At 71.7% G+C, this 18,104-nt stretch carries 18 protein-coding genes; 14 read left to right on the top strand and 4 right to left on the bottom strand.

The annotated features are described in order from the left end of the window. Positions 1 to 193 precede the first annotated feature (193 nt). Positions 194 to 673: a DUF3093 domain-containing protein gene (locus tag K1X13_RS01995; RefSeq protein ID WP_308249337.1), complete on the bottom strand. Its 480-nt coding sequence runs from the start codon at positions 671 to 673 to the stop codon at positions 194 to 196. Positions 674 to 777: 104 nt separating this feature from the next. Here K1X13_RS01995 and dut point away from each other — a divergent pair, with 104 nt between their 5' ends. The 4 genes from dut to K1X13_RS01975 are packed head-to-tail and all read left to right on the top strand — an operon-like array spanning position 778 to position 3,156. Then, on the top strand, positions 778 to 1,281 hold the full coding sequence (dut, locus tag K1X13_RS01990) for a dUTP diphosphatase (protein ID WP_221023365.1): 504 nt from the start codon (positions 778 to 780) through the stop codon (positions 1,279 to 1,281). After that, a complete protein-coding gene (locus tag K1X13_RS01985) occupies positions 1,278 to 1,967 on the top strand; it encodes a DUF3710 domain-containing protein (protein WP_221023364.1) in 690 nt (229 codons plus the stop codon). Before dut ends, K1X13_RS01985 begins: the two co-directional genes overlap by 4 nt. 49 nt (positions 1,968 to 2,016) lie before the next feature. Continuing rightward, complete coding sequence (locus K1X13_RS01980) at positions 2,017 to 2,382, top strand: OB-fold nucleic acid binding domain-containing protein (protein WP_221023363.1); 366 nt, start codon at positions 2,017 to 2,019, stop codon at positions 2,380 to 2,382. A gap of 3 nt (positions 2,383 to 2,385) precedes the next feature. After that, entirely contained in the window at positions 2,386 to 3,156 is a 771-nt protein-coding gene (locus tag K1X13_RS01975) for a DUF3159 domain-containing protein (RefSeq protein ID WP_308249336.1), read from the top strand. A 49-nt stretch (positions 3,157 to 3,205) separates the two neighbouring features. On the opposite strand, the gene K1X13_RS01970 is transcribed toward K1X13_RS01975, so the two are convergent. Beyond that, positions 3,206 to 3,874, bottom strand: coding sequence for a potassium channel family protein (locus tag K1X13_RS01970; protein ID WP_221023362.1), 669 nt, complete (start codon positions 3,872 to 3,874; stop codon positions 3,206 to 3,208). Then, the gene (locus tag K1X13_RS01965; RefSeq protein ID WP_221023361.1) at positions 3,874 to 4,536 is read right to left on the bottom strand and encodes a potassium channel family protein; all 663 of its coding nucleotides are present in this window, start codon (positions 4,534 to 4,536) and stop codon (positions 3,874 to 3,876) included. The genes K1X13_RS01970 and K1X13_RS01965 overlap by 1 nt, the downstream gene beginning before the upstream one ends. 72 nt (positions 4,537 to 4,608) lie before the next feature. Here K1X13_RS01965 and K1X13_RS01960 point away from each other — a divergent pair, with 72 nt between their 5' ends. The 5 genes from K1X13_RS01960 (at position 4,609) to K1X13_RS01940 (ending at position 12,070) form a co-directional block, all read left to right on the top strand. Then, a complete protein-coding gene (locus K1X13_RS01960; RefSeq protein ID WP_221023360.1) occupies positions 4,609 to 6,663 on the top strand; it encodes an APC family permease in 2,055 nt (684 codons plus the stop codon). Next, on the top strand, positions 6,660 to 7,892 hold the full coding sequence (locus K1X13_RS01955) for a class I SAM-dependent RNA methyltransferase (protein WP_221023359.1): 1,233 nt from the start codon (positions 6,660 to 6,662) through the stop codon (positions 7,890 to 7,892). The genes K1X13_RS01960 and K1X13_RS01955 overlap by 4 nt, the downstream gene beginning before the upstream one ends. A 193-nt stretch (positions 7,893 to 8,085) precedes the next feature. Continuing rightward, the gene (locus K1X13_RS01950; protein WP_221023358.1) at positions 8,086 to 10,890 is read left to right on the top strand and encodes an aconitate hydratase; all 2,805 of its coding nucleotides are present in this window, start codon (positions 8,086 to 8,088) and stop codon (positions 10,888 to 10,890) included. Between the two features lie 27 nt (positions 10,891 to 10,917). Beyond that, the gene (locus K1X13_RS01945; RefSeq protein WP_308249335.1) at positions 10,918 to 11,637 is read left to right on the top strand and encodes a TSUP family transporter; all 720 of its coding nucleotides are present in this window, start codon (positions 10,918 to 10,920) and stop codon (positions 11,635 to 11,637) included. A 28-nt stretch (positions 11,638 to 11,665) separates the two neighbouring features. Continuing rightward, positions 11,666 to 12,070, top strand: a complete 405-nt coding sequence (locus K1X13_RS01940; RefSeq protein WP_221023357.1) for a secondary thiamine-phosphate synthase enzyme YjbQ — start codon at positions 11,666 to 11,668, stop codon at positions 12,068 to 12,070. 82 nt (positions 12,071 to 12,152) lie between these two features. On the opposite strand, the gene K1X13_RS01935 is transcribed toward K1X13_RS01940, so the two are convergent. Further along, the gene (locus K1X13_RS01935; RefSeq protein WP_221023356.1) at positions 12,153 to 12,764 is read right to left on the bottom strand and encodes a dihydrofolate reductase family protein; all 612 of its coding nucleotides are present in this window, start codon (positions 12,762 to 12,764) and stop codon (positions 12,153 to 12,155) included. 152 nt (positions 12,765 to 12,916) lie between these two features. On the opposite strand from K1X13_RS01935, the gene K1X13_RS01930 reads away from it, so the two are divergent. Genes K1X13_RS01930 through dxs form a run of 5 tightly spaced genes read left to right on the top strand, consistent with a single transcriptional unit; the run spans position 12,917 to position 18,082 of the window. Beyond that, complete coding sequence (locus K1X13_RS01930) at positions 12,917 to 14,041, top strand: DNA glycosylase AlkZ-like family protein (RefSeq protein ID WP_221023355.1); 1,125 nt, start codon at positions 12,917 to 12,919, stop codon at positions 14,039 to 14,041. Continuing rightward, positions 14,041 to 14,745 (top strand): alpha/beta fold hydrolase, encoded by a 705-nt coding sequence (locus tag K1X13_RS01925; RefSeq protein WP_221023354.1) that lies wholly within the window; start codon positions 14,041 to 14,043, stop codon positions 14,743 to 14,745. Before K1X13_RS01930 ends, K1X13_RS01925 begins: the two co-directional genes overlap by 1 nt. Positions 14,746 to 14,788: 43 nt before the next feature. Then, positions 14,789 to 15,160 (top strand): hypothetical protein, encoded by a 372-nt coding sequence (locus tag K1X13_RS01920; RefSeq protein WP_221023353.1) that lies wholly within the window; start codon positions 14,789 to 14,791, stop codon positions 15,158 to 15,160. 27 nt (positions 15,161 to 15,187) lie between these two features. Continuing rightward, positions 15,188 to 16,123 (top strand): SMP-30/gluconolactonase/LRE family protein, encoded by a 936-nt coding sequence (locus K1X13_RS01915; protein WP_221023352.1) that lies wholly within the window; start codon positions 15,188 to 15,190, stop codon positions 16,121 to 16,123. Between the two features lie 57 nt (positions 16,124 to 16,180). Continuing rightward, a complete protein-coding gene (gene dxs / locus K1X13_RS01910; RefSeq protein ID WP_221023351.1) occupies positions 16,181 to 18,082 on the top strand; it encodes a 1-deoxy-D-xylulose-5-phosphate synthase in 1,902 nt (633 codons plus the stop codon). The last annotated feature ends 22 nt before the right edge of the window (positions 18,083 to 18,104 follow it).

The following is an 18,104-nucleotide window of genomic DNA, read 5'->3' as shown; positions in this document are numbered from 1 at the left end:
TGGAGTGGGGTGATCACCGCCAGTCTGCCACCCGGCGCCGTGTCGCTGCCCCGCACGGAGCCGCGACACGGCAGGATGGAGACATGGCGCTCGATCTTCCTTGTCCGGGGTGCGGTACCCAGATGTACGCAGAACAGGCCCACAACCGGTGCCCCCGGTGCCTGTACTACGAGCCGTGCTGCGACGGCGCCCCTCAGCCGGCCTGCGCGCCGGCGGCGACGAGCGCCGCTGCCAGCTCGTCCGGCCGCCGGGTGGACACCAGCCAGTAGGGGGCCGGGTCGGCGGGGTCGGAGACCGTGACCCGTACGGCCCGCTTGAGGTAGGGGCGCAGCAGCAGGTAGGCGTGCGCGTTCGCGTCGCGCCCGGCCACCCGGTGCGTGGCCTCCGCGTCCAGTGCGGTCGGCGCGGCGAGCAGGTGCGCAGGGATCTGCGCCCGGCCGGCGTGCAGCACGCCGTGCTCCACCCGGACCCGGGCGGCCCCGTAGCCGAGGAACAGCGCGACCACCCCGGCCCCGAGGACGGCGGTGGCGCCCCAGGCCACGGCGGCCGGCAGCGCGACGACGAAGGCGAGCCAGATGCTGGCCAGGAACATGGTGGCCTGGACCCACCAGCGCAGCGGGACCCGCAGCTTCTCGTCGTACAGCATAGTGGTCTCGGGGCCCACGCTGGTCACTCGCTCACTCGTCCTGGTCTGCTCGGTACGGCCCGGTCGTCCGCCGGTGCTCGGGACAAGCCTGCCACCGGTGCCTCGGGTGGCTGCCGATAGGGTCGGCGACCATGGTGGAGATCCTGATCCGGCGCCTCGACGAGGACGTCCCGCTGCCGTCGTACGCACACCCCGGCGACGCCGGGGCGGACCTGACCACCACCGTGGACCTCGAGCTCGCGCCGGGGGAGCGGGCGATGGTGCCGACCGGGATCAGCCTCGCGCTGCCCGACGGGTACGTCGCCCTCGTCCACCCGCGCTCAGGCCTCGCCGCCCGGTGCGGGGTGTCCATCGTGAACGCGCCCGGCACCGTCGACGCCGGCTACCGCGGCGAGGTGAAGGTCATGCTGATCAACCTCGACCCGGCCGAGCCGGTCCGGCTGCGCCGTGGCGACCGCGTGGCCCAGCTCGTCGTGCAGCAGGTCGAGCGCGCCCGGTTCGTCGAGGTCGAGCGGCTGCCCGGCTCCGACCGAGGTGACGGGGGTTACGGTTCTACCGGGGGCTTCGCCAGCGGTCCCGGCCGGGAGCCGGTCACCCCCGCGCCCCTCCCCACCGTCTTCGAGGAGAAGCAGTGAAGTTCCGCCGCAAGCAGTCCGACGCCCCCACCGGGGACGACGTCGAGACCTCACCGCCGACGACGGCCGACGCGGAGGCCGCCGAGACCGCGCGTCCCGCGGAGGACGATGTGCGGGCGAAGGGTCCGTGGGACTCCACCGAGGTGGACCTCGACGAGGAGGACCCGACCAAGGTCGACCTCGGCGGGCTCGTGGTCACCGGACGGCCCGGGCTCGAGCTGCGGCTCCAGGTGGACGAGGCGAGCCGGCAGGTCGCCGCGGTGCTGCTGATCGGCCCCGAGGGCGCGGTCGAGCTGCGCCCGTTCGCCGCACCCCGCAACGCCGACATCTGGGACGACATCCGCAAGCAGATCGCCGCCGAGACCGCCCGCCGCGGCGGCACCGCCACCGAGGCGGACGGCGCGTACGGCAAGGAGCTGCGGGTGCTCATGCCGATGACCACCCCCGACGGCCAGGCCGCCCAGCAGCCCTCCCGGGTGATGGGCATCGCCGGCCCCCGCTGGCTGCTCCGGGCCACCTTCCTCGGCCGTCCGGCCGTGGAGCCCGACCCTGACGGGGACATGGAGTCCGCGCTGCGCGACGTGGTCGTGGTGCGCGGCAACGACCCGATGGCGCCCGGCGAGCCGCTGCCGCTGACCATGCCGGCCAACGCCCAGCCGATGCCGCCGCAGAACCCCGCGGAGTGATCACCGGGACCCCCGTCGCGGCAGCGCCGGGCGTGGTTACGCTGGAGACATGGCAGAAGTGAAGGGTCGGTTGCGTCGCAGTCTCAGCCGGTGGGCGAGTAGCGAGGACATGGACGCCAAGGAGCTGAAGGACCACACCGTCAAGGCGGGGTGCTGCCCCATCGCCGAGGCCGCCGACCGGGAGCGGGTGGAGCTGCGCGGCAGCCTGCGCACCGTCACCCTGCGCCCCCGCGGCGGCGTCCCGGCGCTCGAGGCCGAGCTGTACGACGGCTCGGGCGTGATCACCCTGGTCTGGCTGGGCCGGCGTCGCATCGCCGGGATCGAGCCGGGGCGCGCGGTGAAGGTCGAGGGCCGGGTCGGCACGCAGGACAAGATGCGGATCATGTACAACCCGCGCTACGAGCTGAGGTACTGACACGTGAGCCATCCCGAGGTGGGCCCGTCCCGCGACGCCGTCCACCCCGGTGGTGAGGGCCCGGCGCAGAGGCCGGTGGGGGAGGAGACCGTCGAGGCGGTCGTCCGCGCCCAGCTGTCCCGGGCGCTCGGGGGCAAGCGCGGCATGCTCGAGGCCGCCGTACCCACGCTGATCTTCACGGTCATGTTCCTCTCGACCAAGCAGCTCGAGGTGGCCCTCGGCGTCAGCGTCGCCGCCGCGCTGCTGCTGCTCGTGGTGCGGCTCGTGCAGCGCTCGACCGTGCAGTTCGTGATCAATGCGCTCTTCGGGATCGGCATCGGCGCGTTCTTCGCGTGGCGCAGCGCGCGGGGAGGGGGCGACGCCAACGACCAGGCGCTGGCCTACTTCCTGCCGGGCGTGCTCTACAACGCCGTCTACGCGGCGGTGATCTCGCTGACCATCCTGGTCCGCTGGCCGGTGGTCGGCTTCATGGTGGGCAGCGTCGCCGGCGACCCGACCGCGTGGCACCGGGACCGGCAGGTCGTCCGGCTGTGCAGCAACCTGAGCTGGCTGCTCGTCGCCCCCTGTGTCATCCGGGTCTCGGTCCAGCTCCCGCTCTACCTCGCCGGGACGAGCGGCGCCTACGACCCCGAGGCGGCGGTCGCGGCGCTCGGCGTCTCGAAGATCGTCATGGGCTGGCCGCTCCAGATCGCCGCGCTCGCCGCGATGGTGTGGCTGCTCGCCCGCAACCACACCCCGGTCGACCCGGAGCAGGGCGAACCCACGCTCACCTGAGCAGCAGCCGCAGGAGCGGCGGCGGTCGGTCGGTCGGTCGTCGCGCGCGTCAGCCGTGCTCGACGGGGGCGAGGAGCCGCTCGAGCTCCTCCTCGGAGTCCGCCGCGGTGACGAACAGCAGCTCGTCACCGGACTCGATCGGCTGCTCCGCCGACGGCGTGTAGACCTGCCCGTCGCGCAGGATGGTCACCAGCGCGGTGTTCTCCGGCCACGGGATCAGGCCGGTGGGCTTGCCGACGTACGGCGAGTCCTCGGGCAGCGTCATCTCGACCAGGTTGGCGTTGCCGCGGCGGAAGGTGAACAGGCGGACCAGGTCGCCGACGGTCACCGCCTCCTCGACCAGCGCGGACATGATCCGCGGGGTGGAGACGTTGACGTCCACGCCCCAGGCCTCGGTGAACAGCCACTCGTTGTTGGGGTGGTTGACCCGGCCGACGGTGCGCGGCACGCCGAACTCCGTCTTGGCGAGCAGCGCGGTGACCAGGTTGGCCTTGTCGTCACCGGTCGCGGAGATCACCACGTCGCAGTGCTCGAGACCGGCCTCCTCGAGGGAGGACAGCTCGCACGAGTCGGCCAGCAGCCACTCGGCCTTCGGCACCCGGTCGGGCTTGATGGACTCGGGGTTCTTGTCGATCAGCAGGACCCGGTGCCCGTTGGCGATCAGCTCCCGCGCGATGGAGCGTCCGACCGCTCCCGCTCCGGCGATGGCGACCCTCATCACTCGGCCTCCGGCCCGTCGTTGTAGACCGAGTAGACCCGGCCCGCGTTCTCCTCCCGCATCACCAGGTGCAGGGTGTCACCCTCCTGGATCACGGTGTCCCTGGTGGGAAGCATGCCCTCTCCGAGGCGGTCGATCCAGGCGATGCGGCTGCCGGACTGCTCCTGGAACTTCACCGTCCGCTGGCCGACCCAGGCCTCGTTGACGCGGAGCTGGTCCAGGCGGATCGTCCCCGACGGGTCGCGGAAGTCCGGCTCGGCGCCGGCCGGGAGGATCCGGCGCAGCACCTGGTCGGCGGTCCACTTCACCGTGGCGACGGTGGTGATGCCGAGCCGCTGGTAGACCTCGGCGCGGCCGGGGTCGTAGATCCGGGCCACGACCTGCTGGATCCCGAACGTCTCGCGGGCCACCCGCGCGGCGATGATGTTGGAGTTGTCCCCGCTGGAGACCGCCGCGAACGCGTCGGCCTTGTCGATGCCCGCCCGGTCCAGCACGTCCTGGTCGAAGCCGATCCCGGTGACCTTGGTGCCGTTGAACGACGGGCCGAGCCGGCGGAAGGCGTCCGGGTTGCTGTCGATGATGGAGACGGTGTGGCCACGGTCCTCGAGGCTGCGGGCGAGAGTGGAACCGACGCGGCCACAGCCCATGATGACGACATGCACGAACCAGACGCTACACCGACATAGTCGAACGCCGGGCGAGCAACGCCCTCGTCGTGGTCTAGCCTTCCACTCGTGGGTGTTGGCGACGTATCCAAGCGGATTCTCCTGGGGCGCAAGCTCCGTAGCACGCAGCTGGGCGAGACCCTGCTGCCCAAGCGCGTCGCGCTGCCCGTGTTCGCGAGCGACGCGCTGTCCTCGGTCGCGTACGCGCCGGACGAGATCTTCATCATGCTGTCGTTCGCGGGCGTCGCGGCGTACAGCTGGTCCTGGAAGATCGGCCTGCTGGTCGCGCTGGTGATGCTCACCGTGGTCGCCTCCTACCGGCAGAACGTGCACGCCTACCCCAGCGGCGGGGGCGACTACGAGGTGGCGACCGTCAACCTCGGCCAGAACGCCGGCGTGACCGTCGCGAGCGCGCTGCTGGTGGACTACGTGCTCACGGTGGCGGTGTCGATCTCGTCGGGCGTGCAGAACGCCGCGGCCGCGCTGACGTTCATCTCCGGCAACGAGGCGCTCGTCGCCAGCGTGCTCGTGCTGCTGCTCGCGGCGCTCAACCTCCGCGGTGTACGCGAGTCGGGCACGTTCTTCGCGATCCCGACGTACGGCTTCATGCTCGCCATCCTCGGCATGTGCGCCTGGGGCTTCCTGCGGCTGCTGTCGGGGACGCTGCCCGACGCGGAGAGCGCCGAGCTCCGGATCATCGAGGCGGAGGGCTACGAGGGCACCATCACCACGGTGGCGCTGGTCTTCCTGCTGGCCCGGGCGTTCTCGTCGGGCTGTGCGGCGCTGACCGGTGTGGAGGCGATCTCGAACGGCGTACCGGCGTTCCGCAAGCCCAAGAGCCGCAACGCCGCGACCACGTTGCTGCTGCTCGGGCTGATCGCGATCACGATGATGCTCAGCGTCATCACCCTGGCCAACCGGATGAGCCTGCGGTACGTCGACCCGCACGACTTCGAGCGGCTGATCCTCCCCAGCGGCGAGCCGGTCCCGCCCGGCTACGACCAGCACACCGTGATCGCGCAGATCGCCCGCGGCGTCTTCGACAACTTCTCGCCCGGCTTCTACTTCGTCATCGCGATGACCGGCATCATCCTGGTGCTCGCCGCGAACACCGCCTTCAACGGCTTCCCGGTGCTCGGCTCCATCCTGGCCAAGGACGGCCTGCTGCCGCGGCAGCTCAGCTCACGCGGCGACCGGCTGGCCTACAGCAACGGCATCCTGATCCTCGCGCTGATGGCGATCGGCCTGATCGTCGCGTTCGACGCCGAGGTCACCAAGCTGATCCAGCTCTACATCGTCGGCGTCTTCGTGTCGTTCAACCTCAGCCAGCTCGGCATGATCCGGCACTGGACCCGGCACCTGCGCACGGAGACCGATCCCGCGGTCCGCCGCCGGATGATGCGCTCGCGCGCGATCAACACCTTCGGCCTCGGGATGACCGCGGTCGTGCTGGTGATCGTGCTGGTCACCAAGTTCCTCGCCGGCGCGTGGATCGCGATCCTGGCGATGGGCACCTTCTTCATGATCATGAAGGCGATCCGCCGCCACTACGACAACGTGGGCGTGGAGCTGACCATCGAGGAGGACGACCAGGTCCTGCCGACCCGGGTGCACGCGGTGGTGCTGGTGTCCAAGCTGCACAAGCCGACGATGCGGGCCCTGGCGTACGCGAAGGCGTCGCGCCCGAACGTGCTCGAGGCCGTCTTCGTCGACACCGACTCCGCGGCCACGGCCCGACTCCTCGAGGAGTGGGACGACCGGCGGATCGACGTCCCGCTGAAGGTCCTGTACTCGCCGTACCGCGAGATCATCAAGCCGATCGTCGACTACACGCGCAGCATCCGGAACGCCAACCCGCGCGGCGTGGTCGCCGTGTACATCCCCGAGTACGTCGTCGGGCGCTGGTGGGAGCAGCTGCTGCACAACCAGACCGCGCTGCGGCTCAAGGGGCGGCTGCTGTTCACCCCCGGCGTCATGGTCATCTCGGTGCCCTACCAGCTGCGCTCCTCCGAGGTCGCGAAGCAGCGCGAGGAACGGCTGCTGCACCAGGCGCAGGCCGGCGACGTCCGACGCGGCCGGGTGCTCAGCGACCAGGTCAAGGACCGGACGAGCGAGGACCGATGAGCAGGCAGCACCGGCAGCGTGCCCCGCGAGGGCGCTCGCTCGTGGGGGAGCGCTACGCCGTCGAGGTCGGCAACGTCGCCCACGGCGGCCACTGCGTCGCCCGGCACGAGGGCGTCGTGATCTTCGTGCGGCACACCCTGCCCGGCGAGCGGGTCGTCGTCGAGGTGACCGAGGGCGACGACCAGTCCAAGTTCCTGCGCGGGGACGCGGTCGAGGTGCTCGAGGCGTCGCCCGACCGCGTCGAGCCGCCCTGCCCGTTCTCGGGCCCGCACCTGTGCGGTGGCTGCGACTTCCAGCACGTGCGGCTCGCGGCCCAGCGGGAGCTGAAGGCGTTCGTCGTGCGCGAGCAGCTGCAGCGCCTCGCCGGGCTCGACGTGCCGGTGACGGTCGAGCCGGTGCCGGGCGACCACGAGGGCCTCGCCTGGCGGACCCGGGTGCAGTACGCCGTCGACGAGGACGGCCACGCCGGCCTCCGCGCGCACCGCTCGCACGAGATCGTCCGGCTCGACACCTGCCGCATCGCGCACCCGGACCTGCCCGCCGTGACGAGCGAGGACTGGTACGGCGCGGACGCCGTCGAGGCGATCGTCTCCGACACGGGGGAGCGGCTCCGGATCGTCACCGCCGACGGCGACCTCTACCTCGACGGCCCGAAGGTGCTGCACGAGCGCGCCGCCGGCCGTGACTGGCGGGTCACCGGGTCCGGCTTCTGGCAGGTGCACCCCGGCGCGGCGGACACGCTCGTCTCCGCGGTGCTCGAGGCGCTCGAGCCGGCGCCCGGGGAGCGGGCCGCCGACCTGTACTCCGGGGTCGGGCTGTTCTCCGCGGCGCTGGCCGAGCGGGTCGGCCCGACCGGCTGGGTCACCGGCGTCGAGGGGGACGAGGTCGCCGTGGGCGACGCCGCCCGCAACCTCGCCGACCTCGCGCAGGTGGAGTCGGTCGTGGACCGGGTCGACCGGGCGCTGCGCCGCGGCGCGCTGGGGGAGCGGATGGACGTGGTGGTGCTCGACCCGCCGCGGACGGGCGCCAAGCGCGACGTGGTCGAGGGGATCGCCGCGCTGCGTCCCCGGGCGGTGGCCTACGTCGCCTGCGAGCCCGCGGCGCTCGCCCGCGACGTGGCGATCTTCGCCGAGCACGGCTACGAGCTCACCGGGCTGCGCGCGTTCGACCTGTTCCCGATGACCCACCACGTGGAGTGCGTCGCGCTGCTCACCCGCACCGCCGGCTGACCGCCGTCGGGATGCGGCGGGAGGGTGGAAAGTCGGTCCCCGAAATCGCTCGACATCGTGTATCTTGATGTCAAGAGAACCCCCGCTCTGTCCCGCCGACGCCCGAAGTTAGTGTCACCTCACTTCCGAGGGTCGGTGCTCCATGGGCAAGATGGGCGGAGCGAGTTGCCGAGACGTCACGAGGAGATGGCTGATGCCGAGTCAGGACAGCTTTGGTGCCAAGAGCACGCTGGATGTGCAGGGAAAGTCCTACGAGATCTACCGGCTGAAGGCGGTGGCCGGTGACGGGCTCGACGTCGACTCGCTGCCGTACAGCCTGAAGATCCTGCTCGAGAACCTGCTGCGCACCGAGGACGGTGCGAACATCACCGCCGACGACATCCGCGCGCTGGCCGGGTGGGACGCCGCCGCGGAGCCGAGCAAGGAGATCCAGTTCACCCCGGCCCGCGTGATCATGCAGGACTTCACCGGTGTGCCGTGCGTCGTCGACCTGGCCACCATGCGTGAGGCGATGGCCGACCTCGGCGGCGACCCGTCGAAGATCAACCCGCTGGCGCCGGCCGAGATGGTCATCGACCACTCCGTCATCGCCGACGTCTTCGGCACGCCCGAGGCCTTCGAGCGCAACGTCGAGATCGAGTACGAGCGCAACAAGGAGCGCTACCAGTTCCTGCGCTGGGGCCAGGGCGCCTTCGACGACTTCAAGGTCGTCCCGCCGGGCACCGGAATCGTGCACCAGGTCAACATCGAGCACCTCGCCCGCGTGGTCTTCACCCGCGACGAGGAGTCCGGTACGACGGTCGCCTACCCCGACACCTGCGTGGGCACCGACTCGCACACCACCATGGTCAACGGCATCGGCGTCGTGGGCTGGGGCGTCGGCGGCATCGAGGCCGAGGCCGCGATGCTCGGCCAGCCGGTGTCGATGCTCATCCCGCGCGTGGTCGGCTTCAAGCTCTCGGGCGAGCTGCCCGAGGGTGCCACCGCCACCGACCTCGTGCTCACCATCACCGAGATGCTGCGCAAGCACGGCGTGGTCGGCAAGTTCGTCGAGTTCTACGGCTCCGGCGTCTCCGCCCTCCCGCTGGCCAACCGCGCCACGATCGGCAACATGTCGCCGGAGTTCGGCTCGACGATCGCGGTCTTCCCGCTCGACGAGGAGACCGTCAACTACCTGCGCCTCACCGGGCGCTCCGAGGAGCAGCTCGCGCTGGTCGAGGCCTACGCCAAGGAGCAGGGCCTCTGGCACGACCCCGTGGCCGAGCCCCGCTACTCCGAGAGGCTCGAGCTCGACCTGGGCACGGTCGTCCCGTCGCTGGCCGGCCCGAAGCGTCCCCAGGACCGGGTGTCGCTCAGCGACGCGAAGAACGCCTTCCGCGGCGCTCTGGCCGACTACGTCGTCGAGGACGAGCAGGGGTACGACGAGGCGGTCGCCGAGTCCTTCCCGGCGTCCGACGCCCCCTCGCACGAGGGTGGCAACGGCTCCGCGGCTCCGACCGACCACGTCTCGGCCGCGCCGAAGGACGGCGGACGCCCGAGCCACCCGGCGATGGTCGAGCTGTCCGACGGCACCAAGTTCGAGCTCGACCACGGTGCGGTCGCGATCGCCGCGATCACGTCGTGCACCAACACCTCGAACCCGTCGGTGATGATCGGCGCCGCGCTGCTGGCGAAGAAGGCCGTCGAGAAGGGCCTCCAGCGCAAGCCGTGGGTCAAGACCACGCTCGCCCCCGGGTCGAAGGTCGTCTCGGACTACTACGAGCGCGCCGGTCTGACGCCGTACCTCGACAAGCTCGGCTTCAACCTGGTCGGCTACGGCTGCACCACCTGCATCGGCAACTCCGGGCCGCTCATCCCCGAGGTCAGCAAGGCCGTGCAGGACAACGACCTCTCGGTCGTCTCGGTGCTGTCCGGCAACCGCAACTTCGAGGGCCGGATCAACCCCGACGTGAAGATGAACTACCTCGCGTCGCCGCCGCTCGTCGTCGCCTACGCGCTGGCCGGGTCGATGGACCTCGACCTGTTCAACGACCCGCTGGGCCAGGACACCGACGGCAACGACGTCTTCCTCAAGGACGTCTGGCCCGCGCCGTCCGAGGTCGAGGAGGTCATCGGCCAGGCGATCACCTCCGAGATGTTCGCCAACGACTACGCCGACGTCTTCGCCGGTGACGAGCGCTGGCGGAACCTCGAGACCCCCTCCGGTGACACGTTCGCCTGGGACGCCGACTCGACGTACGTCCGGAAGGCGCCGTACTTCGACGGCATGCCCGACGAGCCGTCGCCGGTCGAGGACATCGACGGCGCCCGGGTGCTGCTGAAGCTCGGCGACTCGGTCACCACCGACCACATCTCGCCGGCCGGTGCGATCAAGAAGGACTCGCCCGCGGGCAGGTACCTCGCCGAGCACGGCGTGGAACAGCGCGACTTCAACTCCTACGGCTCGCGCCGCGGCAACCACGAGGTGATGATCCGCGGCACGTTCGCGAACATCCGCCTGCGCAACCAGCTCGCGCCGGGCACCGAGGGCGGCTTCACCCGCAACCTCATCGGTGACGGCGAGGTCACCACGGTGTTCGAGGCGTCCGAGGCGTACGTCGCCGCCGGGGTGCCGCTGGTCGTGCTGGCCGGCAAGGAGTACGGCTCCGGGTCGTCGCGCGACTGGGCCGCCAAGGGCACCGCGCTGCTCGGCGTCAAGGCCGTCATCGCGGAGTCCTACGAGCGGATCCACCGGTCGAACCTGATCGGCATGGGCGTGCTGCCGCTGCAGTACCCCGAGGGCCAGAACGCCGAGTCGCTCGGCCTCACCGGTGAGGAGACCTTCTCGATCACCGGGGTCACCGCGCTGAACGACGGCGAGACGCCGCGCACCGTGAAGGTCAAGGCCGGGGACGTGGAGTTCGACGCGGTCGTCCGCATCGACACCCCGGGCGAGGCCGGCTACTACCGCAACGGCGGCATCATGCAGTACGTCCTCCGCGGGCTGCTGAAGGGCTGACCCTCTCTGGACATCGGGGGAGTCGACGTGGGGGTGGCGGCCGTCCTGGCCGCCACCCTCGTCGTCGGCGCCACCGTCCAGGGGCTGGTCGGGCTCGGCCTCGGGCTGGTCGCCGCCCCGGTGACCACGCTGCTCGCGCCGGACCTGATGCCCGGACTGCTGCTGTGGCTCGCGCTCTTCCTGCCCGTGGTCACGCTGGTGCGCGACCACCACGACATCGACTGGCGCGGGCTCGGCTGGTCGATGTCCGCGCGGCTGCCGGGCACCGTCGTCGGCGTCGTCCTGGTGGGCATGTTCTCCGCCCAGGCGATGGGCGTCGCGGTCGGCCTGATGGTGCTGGCGAGCGTCCTGGTGACCGCGTGGTCCGTGCGGCTGCCGGTGAACCGGGTCAGCCTCACCACGGCCGGCTTCGTCTCCGGCGTCGCCGGGACCACCACGTCCATCGGCGGTCCGCCGATGGCGATCCTGCTCCAGCACCGTGCCGCGCTGCAGGTCCGCAGCACGCTGGCGGTCTACTTCGTGGGCGGGGCGGGCGTGAGCCTGCTGGGACTGGGCCTCACGGGCGCCGTCGACCGGTCCACGTTCCTCCTGGCGGTCACGCTGGCCCCGGCGCTGCTGGTCGGCGTGGTGCTGTCCCGGGTGCTGCACCGGGTCGTCCCCGCCCGCCACTTCCGGCCCGCGGTGCTCTGGGTCTGCGGGCTGTCGTCGGTGGTCCTGCTGGCGAAGAGCCTGTTCCTGCCGGCATAGCGCACCCGGACCGGGGCACGATGGGCGCATGCGCTCCGAGACCGTCGACTACACCACCGGGGACCGCGACGTGGTCCTCGACATCACCCGTGACTGCGCCGGGTTCGTCTCCGGCGAGGGGGACGGCCTGCTGCACGTGTTCGTGCCGCACGCCACCGCCGGGATCGCGATCCTCGAGACCGGCGCCGGCAGCGACGACGACCTGCTCGCCGCCCTCGAGGACCTCCTGCCCTCGGACGACCGGTGGCGGCACCGGCACGGCAGCCCCGGCCACGGCCGGTCGCACGTGATGCCGGCCCTGGTCCCGCCGTACGCGACCATCCCGGTCGTCGGCGGCCGGCTCACGCTCGGCACCTGGCAGAGCGTCTGCCTGGTCGACCTCAACGTCGACAACCGGGAGCGGCAGGTGCGGCTCTCGTTCCTGCCCGGCTGACCGGTCCGGCCCGCACCGATGCTGGGACCAGCGCCGGCGACGGTCCGGTTCCCGAGCGCTCGGCGTACGGTGCCGAGCACGGTCACTCGAGCGCGAACGATCCCGTGACGATCTCGCCTGCCGGCTCGTACGTGCCCATCACGACCCCCGTGGTGGAGACCTGGCTGTCCACGAGCCGCAGCGCCGCGGGGACGGTGCCGTCCGCGAACAGGCGCTTGCCCGACCCGATGACGAGCGGGAAGACCCACAGCCGGTACTCGTCTATGAGGCCGTGACGCAGCAGCGTCTGCACCAGGTCCCCGCTGCCATGGACCTGCAGCTCGGGCCCGTCCTGCTGCTTGAGCGCCGCGATCCCCTCGGCCGCGTCCCCGTCGATCAGGACCGAGTTGCGCCACTCCAGCGTGGGCCGACTCCGCGAGGCGACGTGCTTGGTGGCGTCGTTCAGCGGCTTGGCCCCCTGTTCCTCCGAGGCATGCGGCCAGTACGCGGCGAAGATGTCGTAGGTCTTCCGGCCGAGCACGAGGTCGAACGGGACGCTCATCGCGGCGCCCATGACCTCACCCATCCGGTCGTCCCAGTAGGTCACCGACCAGCCGCCGTGCGCGAAACCGCCGCTGTCGTCCTCCTCCGGCCCACCCGGGGCCTGCATCACCCCGTCGAGGGTCAGGAAGGTGCTCACGATCAGCTTCCTCATCGTGCGTGTCCTTTCGGATCGGGTCCGGGGCTCGCGACGAGCCCACTGCACTATGAGACGTCCCGGCGGGTCGAAAGTCATCGCCCGTCGGGCGTGACCTCGCACCTGAGCGTTACCCGGCGCCCGAGCGGCCCGTGGCCTAGCCTCGGACCGTGACCGTGCACCGGCTCTCCCGCACCGACGCCCGCCGCGTCGCGGTGCAGGCGCAGCTCCTGGACAGCAGGCGGCCGCCCGGCCTGCTCGACCTGGTGCGCCACCTGACCCTGCTCCAGCTCGACCCGACCGCCGCCGTCGCGCCGAACGCCGACCTGGTGGCGTGGAGCCGGCTCGGGTCGTCCTACGACCGCGGCGAGCTGACGACGGCGCTCCGGGACCGGACGCTGATCGAGCTGCATGCCCTGGTCCGGCCCAGCGAGGACCTGGCGCTGTTCCGTGCCGAGATGGCCGAGTGGCCCGGGGCCGGGGAGCTGCGCGACTGGCAGAAGTCCCTCCGCGACTGGGTCAAGGCCAACGAGGCGTGCCGTCTGGACATCCTGGACCGGCTCGGTTCCTCGGGTCCGCTCACCTCGCGGGAGATCCCGGACACGTGCGAGGTGCCCTGGACGTCGACGGGCTGGACCAACAACCAGAACGTGATCAGGCTCCTCGGCTTCATGGTGCAGCGCGGCGAGGTCGCGACCGCGGGGCGAAAGGGCCGCGAGCGGCTGTGGGACCTGGCGACGCGGGTCTACCCCGACGACCCGGTGGTCCCCGCGGAGGAGGCGCTCCGCATCCTCGACGAGCGGCGGTTGAAAGCTCTGGGCATCGCCCGCGCCAGGGCTCCGAAATCCCCGATGGAGCCGAACGACGTGGGTGAGGCCGGTGAGCCGGCCGTGGTCGAGGGGGTCAAGGGCACGTGGCGGGTCGACCCCTCCCTGCTGGGTCAGCCGTTCTCGGGTCGGGCGGCGCTGCTCTCCCCGTTCGACCGGCTGGTCCACGACCGCCGGCGCACGACCGAGCTCTTCGAGTTCGACTACCAGCTGGAGATGTACAAGCCCGCTGCCCAGCGGCGCTGGGGCTACTTCGCGCTCCCGATCCTGTACGGCGACCGCCTGGTGGGGAAGCTCGACGCCACCGCCGACCGCGCGGCCGGCGTTCTGCGGGTCGACGCCGTCCACGAGGACGTGGACCTCACCCAGGCCATGACCGCCGCGGTGCGCGGCGAGATCGAGGACCTGGCTCGCTGGCTCGGGCTCGACCTCCGGCTGCCGCGTGGCGTGCTTCCGGGAGGTCACTGATGGAGATCATCCTCGTTCCGGGCCTGTGGCTGGACGGATCCTCGTGGAAGCAGGTCGTCCCCGGGCTCGAGGCAGCCGGACACTCTGCGCGTCCCCTCACCCTGCCTGGCATGGAGTCGAAGGACGTGGACCGCTCGCGCGTCACCCTCCGCGACCACGTGGATGCCGTGACCAGGGAGATCGACGCCTGCCACCCGGACGAGAAGGTCGTTCTCGTCGGGCACTCGGCCGGGTGCGCCATCGCGCACGCGGCCGTGGACGCCCGTCCGGACCGCGTCGCTCGGGCCGTCTACGTCGGTGGCTTCCCGACCGGTGACGGAGACGCGCTGGCCGCCGGCTTCCCGGCCGAGAACGGGGAGGTCCCGCTGCCGGCCTGGTCGGAGTTCGATGCGGAAGACCTGGCGGACATGGACGAGGCGGCGCGCGCCGCTTTCCGTGAGCGGTCGGTCCCGTCGCCCGAGCGCGTGACCCGCGACCCGCAGCGGCTGGTCGACGAGCGACGCTACGACGTTCCCGTGACCGCGGTCGCGACGGAGTACACCACCGGCATGCTCCGCGACTGGATCGCCGAGGGAGCCGGGCCGGTGCGGGAGTTCACGCACATCCGCGACGTCGACTTCGTCGACCTGCCCACGGGGCACTGGCCCCAGCTCACCCGCCCCGACGACCTTGTCCGCGTGATCCTGGCCGCTGTGGAGAGCTGAGCGACTGTCGAACAGACGTTCGAGTCCGGGGTATCCTGGGGTCATGGTCCAGCTCGTCTCGCCGCCCGGTTGGCCCGGGCAGGTCCGCCCGCCCGGCGCGCCGGGATGGGAGGGTACGGCGGTCAACTGGCTGCTCGACATCTGCCCGCCCGAGTTCCGCGGCTACCCGGTGCTGCGCCGGCACGAGGTGGTGCTGGCCCGGTTCGCCGTGCTGCACGTCGAGGCCTGCCAGGCCGCCGTACGCCGGGGGCTGAGCGAGGCGCGGTCGGTGCTGCGCGACGTGGCCGACGCCGACACCGTCGAGCGGGCGATCGAGACCTGGCAGCGGGAGTCGGCTCGGCTCATCGCCGAGCGACGGGCCGTGGGACTCGTCGAGGAGGCGCTGCGCGGACGCCGTTTCGTCGCCCGGCTGTAGCACCGACCCGGCGGTAGCCTTCCGGGCATGACCGCCACCCCTGCGCACACTGACCGCCTGCGGATCGTCCCGGTTCCCGGCGAGGGGGCCGAGGACGTCCTGGTCGGCCCGGACAGCTCGGTCTACACCGGCACGGACGACGGGACCGTGTGGCGGGTCAGCGCCGACGGGCAGCAGGTCGACCGGGTCGGCGGCACCGGCGGCCGCCCGCTGGGCCTCGAGACGCTCCCGGACGGCCGGATCCTGGTCTGCGACGCCCGGCGCGGCCTGCTCGCGCTCGACCCCGGGTCCGGCGTGGTCGAGGTCCTCACGGCTCTGGTGCGTGGCCGGCGGATGACGTTCTGCAACAACGCGGCGGTGGGGGCCGGCGGCGAGATCTGGTTCAGCGACTCCTCGCGGCTCCACGGCATCGACCGGTGGAAGGCCGACCTGGTGGAGAACACCGGCTCGGGCCGGTTGCTCCGCCGTGACCCCGACGGGACCGTCGACGTGGTCCTCGAGCACCTGCGGTTCGCCAACGGCGTGGCGCTCGCCGCGGACGGCTCCTTCGTCGCCGTCGCGGAGACCGCCGGGCGCACCGTCGTACGCCACTGGCTCTCCGGAGCGCGGGCGGGGGAGACCGACCACCTCGCCACCGACCTGCCGGGCTACCCCGACAACATCGCCCTCGGCAGCGACGGCCTCGTGTGGGTGACGATCGCCTCGCCGACCGACCCGGTCGTGGAGCGGTTGATGACCGGCCCGATGCTGCTGCGCCGGGTGGCCTGGCGGCTGCCCGCGAAGCTCCAGCCGCAGCCCAGGCGCACGGCCCGCGTGATGGCCCTCGACGTGGCCGGCGGGGTGGTCCACGACCGGTCGTTCGACGCCGCCGACTTCCACATGGTCACCGGCGTCCGCGAGCACGACGGGCGGGTGTGGCTCGGCAGCCTGGTCGAGCCGGCCGTCGCCAACTTCGAGGTATGAGCCACGGCGTCTAGACTCGAGCAGTTGCCGTCACAAACCGGAAGAGGCTGGAGTTTCATGGGTTACCTGGAGTCGATCACGGGACCGCGCGACCTGCGCGAGCTCGACGACCACCAGCTCGACGAGCTCGCCGCCGAGATCCGTGACGAGCTGGTCTCGAAGGTCTCGCGCACCGGCGGCCACCTCGGGCCGAACCTCGGCGTGGTCGAGCTGACCATGGCGATCCACCGGACCTTCGACTCGCCCACGGACCGGGTGGTGTTCGACACCGGCCACCAGGCCTACGTGCACAAGATGCTCACCGGTCGCGCCGGCATGTTCGACTCGCTGCGCCAGGAGGGCGGCCTCTCCGGCTACCCGAGCCAGGCCGAGTCCGCCCACGACGTGGTCGAGAACTCGCACGCGTCCACCGCGCTGTCCTACGCCGACGGCCTCGCCAAGGCCTACTCCATCCGCGGTGAGGACCGGTACGTCGTCGCGGTGATCGGCGACGGCGCGCTCACCGGCGGGATGGCCTGGGAGGCGCTGAACAACATCGCCGCCAACCAGGACCGCAAGCTGGTCATGGTCGTCAACGACAACGGCCGCTCCTACACCCCGACCGTCGGCGGCCTCGCCAACCACCTCACCACGCTGCGCACGAACCCGCGCTACGAGCAGGTCCTGGAGCTCGTCAAGAAGCGGCTCAACGGCGTGCGCGGGGTCGGCCCCGCCGTGTACGACGCGCTCCACGCCGTCAAGAAGGGCATGAAGGACGCGCTCGCGCCGCAGGGGCTCTTCGAGGATCTCGGGCTGAAGTACGTCGGCCCCATCGACGGCCACGACCGCACCACCGTGGAGCAGGCGCTCGCGCAGGCCAAGCGGTACGGCGGCCCCGTCATCGTGCACGTGATCACCAAGAAGGGGTTCGGCTACGACGCCGCCGAGCGCCACGAGGCCGACCAGTTCCACTCGCCCGGGCCGTTCGACGTGGCGACCGGGGTCGAGAAGCCCAAGGGGCAGATCTGGACCGACATCTTCGCCGACGAGATGCTCACCCTCGGCGGGGAGCGCCAGGACCTGGTCGCGATCACCGCCGCCATGCTGCACCCGGTCGGCCTGGACCGGTTCGCCGCGCAGTATCCCGAGCGCACCTTCGACGTCGGGATCGCCGAGCAGCACGCCGCCACCTCGGCCGCCGGCCTCGCGATGGGCGGGCTGCACCCGGTGGTCGCGGTCTACGCCACCTTCCTCAACCGCGCCTTCGACCAGGTGCTGATGGACGTCGCGCTGCACAAGTGCGGCGTCACCTTCGTCCTCGACCGGGCCGGGGTGACCGGCGACGACGGCGCCAGCCACAACGGCATGTGGGACATGTCGGTGCTCCAGGTGGTGCCCGGGCTCCGGCTGGCGGCGCCCCGTGACGGTGCGCGGCTGCGCGAGCTGCTCCGCGAGGCGGTGCAGGTCGACGACGCCCCGACCGTCGTACGGTTCCCGAAGGGTCCGCCGATCGCCGACGTCGAGCCGGTGGACCGCGCCGGCGGCATGGACGTGCTGGTGCGCCAGGGAGCCAAGGACGTGCTGCTGGTCGGGATCGGCTCGATGGCCTCCACCGCGGTCGACGTGGCGGAGCGGCTCTCCGCGCAGGGGATCGGCGTCACCGTCGTCGACCCGCGCTGGGTCAAGCCGTTCGACCCGGCGGTCGTCGACCTCGCCCGCGGGCACCGGCTGGTGGTCAGCGTCGAGGACAACGGCATCGTCGGCGGCTGCGGCTCGGTCCTGCTGCAGACCCTCAACGAGGCGCGGGTCGACACGCCTGTCCGCCTGCACGGCATCCCGCAGCGGTTCCTCCACCACGCCAAGCGCGCGAAGATCCTCGAGGAGATCGGCCTCACCGCGCAGGCCCTGGCGCGCAGCGTCGTCGAGGACGTCACCGCTCTGGACCAGGGCAGCCCGCTCGTCGAGGTCGACCGGCCCTGACGCGAGGGCGGCGCCGTACTCC

This window comes from Nocardioides jiangsuensis (genome assembly GCF_019679455.1).
GTDB lineage: Bacteria > Actinomycetota > Actinomycetes > Propionibacteriales > Nocardioidaceae > Nocardioides_C > Nocardioides_C jiangsuensis.
Note: the sequence above shows the minus strand (reverse complement) of the source record. Positions and strands in the feature narration are given on the sequence as shown.

Coding starts and splice junctions, on each gene's coding strand:
- K1X13_RS01950 (WP_221023358.1), top strand. CDS start 8,086: ATGCCGAGTCAGGACAGCTTTGGTGCCAAGAGCACGCTGGATGTGCAG.
- K1X13_RS01940 (WP_221023357.1), top strand. CDS start 11,666: ATGCGCTCCGAGACCGTCGACTACACCACCGGGGACCGCGACGTGGTC.
- K1X13_RS01935 (WP_221023356.1), bottom strand. CDS start 12,764: ATGAGGAAGCTGATCGTGAGCACCTTCCTGACCCTCGACGGGGTGATG.
- K1X13_RS01980 (WP_221023363.1), top strand. CDS start 2,017: ATGGCAGAAGTGAAGGGTCGGTTGCGTCGCAGTCTCAGCCGGTGGGCG.
- K1X13_RS01925 (WP_221023354.1), top strand. CDS start 14,041: ATGGAGATCATCCTCGTTCCGGGCCTGTGGCTGGACGGATCCTCGTGG.
- K1X13_RS01915 (WP_221023352.1), top strand. CDS start 15,188: ATGACCGCCACCCCTGCGCACACTGACCGCCTGCGGATCGTCCCGGTT.
- K1X13_RS01920 (WP_221023353.1), top strand. CDS start 14,789: ATGGTCCAGCTCGTCTCGCCGCCCGGTTGGCCCGGGCAGGTCCGCCCG.
- dxs (WP_221023351.1), top strand. CDS start 16,181: ATGGGTTACCTGGAGTCGATCACGGGACCGCGCGACCTGCGCGAGCTC.
- dut (WP_221023365.1), top strand. CDS start 778: ATGGTGGAGATCCTGATCCGGCGCCTCGACGAGGACGTCCCGCTGCCG.
- K1X13_RS01970 (WP_221023362.1), bottom strand. CDS start 3,874: ATGAGGGTCGCCATCGCCGGAGCGGGAGCGGTCGGACGCTCCATCGCG.
- K1X13_RS01955 (WP_221023359.1), top strand. CDS start 6,660: ATGAGCAGGCAGCACCGGCAGCGTGCCCCGCGAGGGCGCTCGCTCGTG.